This is a genomic window from Corynebacterium sp. HMSC077G07 (assembly GCF_001809225.1).
Lineage (GTDB): Bacteria > Actinomycetota > Actinomycetes > Mycobacteriales > Mycobacteriaceae > Corynebacterium > Corynebacterium jeikeium_D.
On the sequence record NZ_KV796534.1, the window covers coordinates 1 to 7,233 of the forward strand.

The window sequence follows — 7,233 nt, forward strand, 5'->3', positions numbered from 1 at the left end:
CGGAAAAGACACACTTTTCTTTACTTAACCCGCCCTAGACAACAGCGGCGCCACCTTTATGGCCCAAAGCCCCAACACCAGGACCAAAAATGCAGCAAGCCCCCAAGCCGCCGCTATAAGAACAAGGCCGAGCAGGTGCCCGTCGTAAAGCAAAGAAGGCACGAAAAAGCCCCAGCGAGGAAAACCTCGCCGGGGCAATTTCTCAAAGGGACGTGTAAGCCCTTAGCGGTCTAGCTTAGTTGCCAGCCAGCTTCTCGCGCAGAGCAGCGAGCTGCTCGTCGGAAGCCAGGGTGCCGCCTGCATTGTCTGCAGCCGGTGCGGCCGGAGCAGCCGGAGCTGCCTCGCCGGACTCGGAGGAGTAGTTCGAAGCGGTCTCTGCAGCCTCGGCAGCTGCAGCGCGGTGACGCTCGATCTGGGCAGCGTGCAGCTGGTGGTGACGCTCTGCCTCTGCGTAGCGAGCCTCCCACTCTGCGCGCTGGGTCTCGAAGCCCTCCATCCACTCGTTGGTCTCCGGGTCGAAGCCCTCCGGGAAGATGTAGTTGCCCTGCTCGTCGTAGGAGTCGCCCATGCCGTACTTGGTCGGGTCGAACTCTTCGGTGAAGTCCTCGTCAGCCTGCTTGAGGGACAGGGAGATACGACGACGCTCGAGGTCGATGTCGATGACCTTGACCATGACCTGCTCGTCGACGGAGACGATCTGGTCCGGAACGTCGATGTGGCGGGAAGCCAGCTCGGAGATGTGAACCAGGCCCTCGATGCCCTCCTCGACGCGGACGAACGCACCGAACGGAACCAGCTTGGTGACCTTGCCCGGAACAATCTGGCCGATTGCGTGAGTGCGGGCGAAGACGCGCCACGGATCTTCCTGAGTAGCCTTCAGGGACAGGGAAACGCGCTCGCGGTTCAGGTCGACCTCGAGAACCTCGACGGTGACCTCGTCGCCAACCTGGACAACCTCGGACGGGTGGTCGATGTGCTTCCAGGACAGCTCGGAAACGTGAACCAGGCCGTCAACACCGCCGAGATCGACGAATGCGCCGAAGTTGACGATGGAGGAAACGACACCCTTGCGGACCTGGCCCTTCTGCAGCTGGTGCAGGAACTCAGAGCGGACCTCAGACTGGGTCTGCTCGAGCCATGCACGGCGGGACAGAACGACGTTGTTGCGGTTCTTGTCGAGCTCGATGATCTTGGCCTCGATCTCCTGGCCGATGTACGGCTGGAGGTCGCGGACACGACGCATCTCGACGAGGGAAGCCGGCAGGAAGCCGCGCAGGCCGATGTCGAGGATCAGGCCGCCCTTGACGACCTCGATGACGGTACCGGTAACCGGTTCGTCGTTCTCCTTGAGCTGCTCGATGGTGCCCCAAGCACGCTCGTACTGAGCGCGCTTCTTGGACAGGATGAGGCGGCCTTCCTTGTCTTCCTTGGTCAGGACCAGCGCGTCGATCTCATCGCCAACTTCGACCACTTCGTCAGGGTCGACATCGTGCTTGATGGACAGTTCGCGGGAAGGAATGACACCTTCAGTCTTGTAGCCGATGTCGAGAAGAACCTCGTCGCGGTCAACCTTAACGACGGTGCCTTCAACGATGTCACCATCGTTGAAGTACTTCATCGTCGAGTCGACAGCGGCCAGGAAATCCTCAGCGGTGCCAATGTCGTTGATGGCAACCTGAGGGACGTTAGAAGTGGACATATAAGATGTGCTCCGAAGCGGATAGAAATCGAAAAACGGACAATTTCGGCCTTGCCCCTCAAAGAAACCCCTGGACAACCGGGCCAAATCCGCTTTCGGCGAATCTCACCATTGGCAATTAGTTAACCCGATGTCCATGAAGCTCGAGGCTGCAAAGTCGGCACGCTAATGCATACCTAGCGAACAATACCGATTTGAGCTGCGACATTCAAGTCCGCAACACATCCGCGGCAAGCCCGCATCAAGTCCGCCGACCAGCACTACGGCCCGACCTTCGCACCACTAATGCGCAGCAGTATCCCAGTTCACACCAGCACCGATGGAAACATCCAACGGCACCAGCAATTCAGCCGCCGAGTCCATCTCGCGATGCAACAGCTCCTTGATGGCTCCCTCTTCCCCATCTGCAACTTCAACAACCAGTTCGTCATGAACCTGCAGGAGGACACGTGAGCGCAACCCGCCCCGTCGTAAAGCATCGTCGACCCGGAGCATTGCAATCTTAATAATGTCTGCCGCCGAGCCCTGGATCGGCGAGTTCAAAGCCGCACGTTCCGCGTTATCGCGAGCGATGCGGTTGTCGGCGTTGAGTTCCGGCAGGTAGCGACGACGATCGAACATCGTGGCCGTAAAGCCGTCCTTACGCGCCTGCTCAACAACCTTGTGCAGATAATCGCGCACGCCGCCGAAGCGCTCGAAGTAGTCCTCCATGAGCTTCTTCGCCTCGCGCTGCGGAATGTCGAGCTGCTGAGCCAGACCAAAAGCGCTCAGACCATAAGCCAATCCGTAGCTCATCGCCTTTACACGACGACGCAGCTCGGGCGTAACCTCATCGATGCCGACGCCGAAGACCTTCGAGCCGACGTAGTTATGCAGGTCCTCGCCCTGGCGGTAGGCCTCAATCAGCCCCGGATCCTGCGATAGGTGCGCCATCACGCGCATCTCAATCTGCGAGTAGTCCGCGGTGATCAGCTGCTCATAGCCATCGCCGACCACGAACGCCTCACGAATCCGTCGCCCGAACTCCGTGCGCACCGGGATGTTCTGCAGATTCGGCTCCGTCGACGACAGACGCCCCGTCGCCGCGACCGCCTGATTAAAAGTCGTATGAATACGGCCATCATCAGCGACAGCCTTAATCAGCCCCTCCACGGTCGACTTCATCTTCTGCGACTCGCGGAACTTCAACAGGTAATCCAGGAACGGATGCGGGTTGACCTTCGCCAGCCCCTCAATTTCCTTCGCCGCCGTGGAATAGCCCGTCTTCGTCTTCTTTGTCTTGGGCATTCCCAGCTGGTCAAACAGGACCTCTTGCAACTGCTTCGGCGATCCGAGATTCAGCTCAGGCTTATCGACGAGGTTGCGAGCCTCACTCTCCGCCTCATCGGTAGCCGCCTGCGCCTGCTTTCGGAGCTCCTCGAGCGCATCAACATCGACAGCGATACCGGCACGCTCCATCCGACCCAGCACTGGGGCGAGCGGGACTTCCAGGTCGGCGTACACACTGTAGAGCCCGGCCTCGTCGAGTTCGACAGCCAATCGCTCAGCCAGGTCGATGACGGCGGCGACATGGGAAGCGTCTTCGGCCGGGCCATCGAGCAGGGTCATCTGGCCCTCGGCCTGCGAAAGAGTCTGGCCCAGGTGACGCTGGACGACGTTGTCCAAGCTGTAGCTGCGCTGGCTTGGGCGCAGCAGATACGCAGCCAGGAAGGTGTCGTGGATGACCCCGGCCAGCTCGAAGTCGTAGTTCCAGAGTGCATGCATGGCCGTTTTAGAGTCATGCACCAGCTTCGGATGGTCGCCAGCGAGCCACTCGCGCAGTGCGTCGGCATCTTCGGCGGAAAGATCACCCAAGTCGAGAGAAACAGCCTGGCCGGAGGTCTTGCCCTTCTCATCTGCGGAGCCAATCATCAGGGTGTGCTCCCCGACCTGCAACGCGGCCGGCTCGTGCAGATTATCGAGCCAGGCAGCCAGGGCGCCGTCGTCAAGCGAAACAGCCTCGAGCTTTGTCGCACTGTCGCTGGTGGAGGCGGTGACGCCCGCGCCTTCGATGGAAAGGGTGCGGAACACGCGCTCGCGAAGGTTGTCGCCGAATTCGAGGCGGTCGAAGAAGTCGATGATTCCCTGGGCGTCGGCGGGACGGAGCTCGAGCTCGTTCGGACCGTATGGCAAGGGCAGGTCCTTGACCATTTCGGTGATGTCGCGGTTCAGCTGGACGTTTGCGACGCGCTCGCGGAAGTTATCGCCGACTTTGCCGCGGATTTCGTCAGCGTGGTCGATGAGGTTTGCCAGCGTGCCGTACTGAACGATCCACTTCGTCGCGGTCTTCTCGCCGACCCCCGGAATGCCCGGGAGGTTGTCGGAGGGGTCGCCGCGGAGAGCAGCGAAGTCCGGGTACTGAGTCGGCGTCAGACCGTACTTCTTCTCGATAGCAGCAGGCGTGAAGCGATGCAGCGTGGTGACGCCGCGCATTGGATAAAGCACCGTGGTGGTGTCGTTGACCAACTGGAACGAGTCACGGTCACCGGTGACGATGAGCGTTTCGAAGCCCTCAGGCTTGGCTTGGGTAGCCAAAGTCGCGATAATGTCGTCGGCCTCATAGTTGTCCTTTTCCAGCGTGACGATGCCCATCTCTTTCAGCACCTGCTGAATAAGCGGCACCTGACCACGGAATTCCTCAGGAGTCTTCTCACGCTGAGCCTTATACTCCGGGAAGATCTCGTTGCGGAAGGTCTCGCGGGCGACATCGAAGGCGACCGCCACGTGCGTGGGCGTTTCCTCGCTGAGGATATTGGACAGCATAGAAAGGAAGCCGTACACCGCGTTCGTTGTCTGACCACCGGTGGTTGAGAAATTATCCACCGGAAGGGCAAAGAACGCGCGGAAGGCCATGGAATGACCGTCGATAAGCATGAGGGTCTTCTTCATGACATCCCAGTGTAGGAAAATATTGAACAGCGTAGGAAAACTGAGATGCGCGTTGAGGAATCGCGAGCTGCGGAGGATGAGCTGTTGGCCGGTCAGCTTCAGTGAACAATAATTACGGTAATCAGGCTGCATTTTGAAACGGGTTCAACAGCCCTTAGCCCACCTGAACAGTGATTCGCAAGAGTGAGCCTCCCGAGCGTCGTTTGGCACTTGGTTTCAGTTTCCGAAATACTGTAATCCAACTTTAATATTCGCCTTATTTTCCTGGAGTTTTTCCATATTTTCCAGCGATCGTTCAACAACATGCGCGGAACCTGCCCCAAATGAGGCACCTAGAAATTACCCCCTCTTTGAGGTGGCCGCGAAAACATATCACCACGTCCTGCGCATGCCTCTGAAATCAATTGGCGTAGTTACGCTTTCATGGCTTTAGACTCTTCAGCATGAGTGAGTTCGATTCGACCGATTTCCAACGGAGCGCCCAGTCCACCCGCGAGCGCATCATCGCGGCTGCAGCTCGGCACTTCGCGCGCAAGCCGTTGCGAAGCGTGCCGCTGAAGGAAATTGCCAGCGATGCGGGCGTCAGCGCGCCGCTCATCATCAAGTACTTCGGCTCCAAAGAAGGTCTCATGGCCGAACTGATTGACTTCAGCCAGTTCAAAGGCACGCTCAGCCGAGCTCCCTTCAATGAACTTGGCCAGCGGATGGCCAGCGCTATTTTGACTGGTCAAGGAATGGCCGGACAGTCCATGATTCCGCTGATTGTCGGATCCCTCGACTCCGAGGAAACTGCAAAAGTCATCGCCGAGCGGTTCAATGAAGCTGTTGCAGATGACTTGATTCGCCGCGTCGAAGAGGACGGACCGGAAGACGTTAGCCACGATGCTGCTGTGCACCGCAGCCAAATGGCTATTTCCCTCTGCGTCGGATACCTAGTTCTTTCTGATACTGGTCTAATCGATGAGGCCAACGCACCGAGGATTTCGGTGGAGGCCCTGGGCAGCTGCCTGCAGCAGATCATCGAACACGGCTAAGAACTGAGCACGGCTAAGAAAGCAGCTCCACTGCCCACCGCCTACTGCCCCCCACTGCCACCGACTACTCCTGCGTAACTCACTGAATCAGCAGCGCCACCCCAGGCGCTGCTTTTTTGTTTTGTGTCTTTAATCGCACCCCGAAGCTACTAATACACACACGGAAATACGCTTCTTCTCAGGTGGAAGACATACAATGGCCTGCGATGTCTACTGAAAATACGAGCGCTCCTGGCGCAGAGTCGACCACGCTGCCGACCACGAGCCCCTACTCTGAAATCCCGAAGCCGACCCCGCTGGGTGTCATCGCCAACGCAGTTCGCGGTGGCCTCATTGGTCTCGCCGAGACGATTCCGGGGGTCTCCGGCGGCACCCTTGCGCTGATCACGGGCATCTACGGACGCCTGATTGAATCGGCAAAGCGCATCACCGACCTGCCGCGGGCAACTTCGAAGGGCACCTTCAAGGAGGACCTTCGCAGAATCGACTGGTGGCTGCTCATCCCGGTGGCTATCGGCATGGTTGCCGTGGTCTTCTCCATGGCAGGCATCATGGAGAACTTCGTCACCAACCAACCAGTCGCTTCCCGAGCACTGTTCATGGGCATGATCGCCGCCTCGATCACCATGCCGCTGAACGAGCTACAGCCAGGCGCTCTGCGTCAGCCGGGCATGCGCGGCAAGGCCATCGCAGTCTTCCTGTTCTTCAGCATCGCCCTGTTCGCGCTGACCTCCCTCCCCCAGGCCGCACCGACGCAGCCGCCTCTCTGGCTCGTACTCATCGCCGCCTCGATTGCCGTGTGCGCACTGGTTCTGCCGGGCGTTTCGGGCTCTTTCTTCCTGCTGGTCATCGGACTCTACGCACCGACCATGGGCGCAATTCACGACCGTGACTTCGCCTACATCGGCACGTTCTTCGTCGGCGCGCTGATTGGCATCGTCCTGTTCATCCGCCTCCTCGAATGGCTGCTGAGTACGCACCAGGCGCTCACGTTGGTCGCCATGTCCGGCCTCATGCTCGGTTCACTGCGCGCTCTCTGGCCGTGGCAGACCGAAAACAACGAGCTCCAGGGCATCGGCTCCGACTGGGGACTCGCCCTCGGACTGTTCATTCTCGGCGCCGCAATCGTCAGCGTCGTCGCTTATGCGCAGCGCCGTTTTTCTAATTCGGGGTCGATGGACTAAACTAGTCAAAGTCGCTTCGATAGAGCATTTTCGCTTATCGACGGCTTTGCGCCCCTGTAGCCCAATTGGCAGAGGCAACGGATTCAAAACCCGTCCAGTGTGAGTTCGAGTCTCACCGGGGGCACGATTTTAAAACCCGCTTTCACCTGGCTTTTAGCCTGGTGGGAGCGGGTTTTACTTGTCTGAGTATTCACTATCTTTCACTCTTTTTCACGCACTTTCACGTACTTTCACGGGTATTTTGCGCCAAAAATGAGCCAAAAAAGAGCCACTTATTGCACGTTGAATCCTGCGTTAACTCCTGGGTGAATCTGTTTTTGGGCATAAGAAAACCCCGCCACTATCGATTGAGTGAAGGGTTAAGTAGCAAAAAGTGTGTCTGACTTTC

General features: G+C 58.6%; 4 protein-coding genes and 1 tRNA gene. 3 read left to right on the top strand and 2 right to left on the bottom strand.

Annotated elements, in window-relative coordinates; all coding sequences use genetic code 11:
* Nucleotides 1-235: 235 nt before the first annotated feature.
* Both rpsA and polA read right to left on the bottom strand, forming a co-directional pair.
* The gene (gene rpsA, locus HMPREF2562_RS05720; protein ID WP_005510285.1) at nt 236-1,699 is read right to left on the bottom strand and encodes a 30S ribosomal protein S1; all 1,464 of its coding nucleotides are present in this window, start codon (nt 1,697-1,699) and stop codon (nt 236-238) included.
* Nucleotides 1,700-1,981: 282 nt separating this feature from the next.
* Nucleotides 1,982-4,627, bottom strand: coding sequence for a DNA polymerase I (gene polA / locus HMPREF2562_RS05725; RefSeq protein WP_070549747.1), 2,646 nt, complete (start codon nt 4,625-4,627; stop codon nt 1,982-1,984).
* A 443-nt stretch (nt 4,628-5,070) separates the two neighbouring features.
* Here polA and HMPREF2562_RS05730 point away from each other — a divergent pair, with 443 nt between their 5' ends.
* From HMPREF2562_RS05730 to HMPREF2562_RS05740, 3 genes are all read left to right on the top strand, one after another.
* The gene (locus HMPREF2562_RS05730) at nt 5,071-5,661 is read left to right on the top strand and encodes a TetR/AcrR family transcriptional regulator (protein WP_049193961.1); all 591 of its coding nucleotides are present in this window, start codon (nt 5,071-5,073) and stop codon (nt 5,659-5,661) included.
* A gap of 206 nt (nt 5,662-5,867) precedes the next feature.
* The gene (locus tag HMPREF2562_RS05735; protein WP_049190011.1) at nt 5,868-6,845 is read left to right on the top strand and encodes a DUF368 domain-containing protein; all 978 of its coding nucleotides are present in this window, start codon (nt 5,868-5,870) and stop codon (nt 6,843-6,845) included.
* 50 nt (nt 6,846-6,895) lie between these two features.
* Nucleotides 6,896-6,969, top strand: a tRNA-Leu gene (locus HMPREF2562_RS05740).
* Nucleotides 6,970-7,233: the final 264 nt, after the last annotated feature.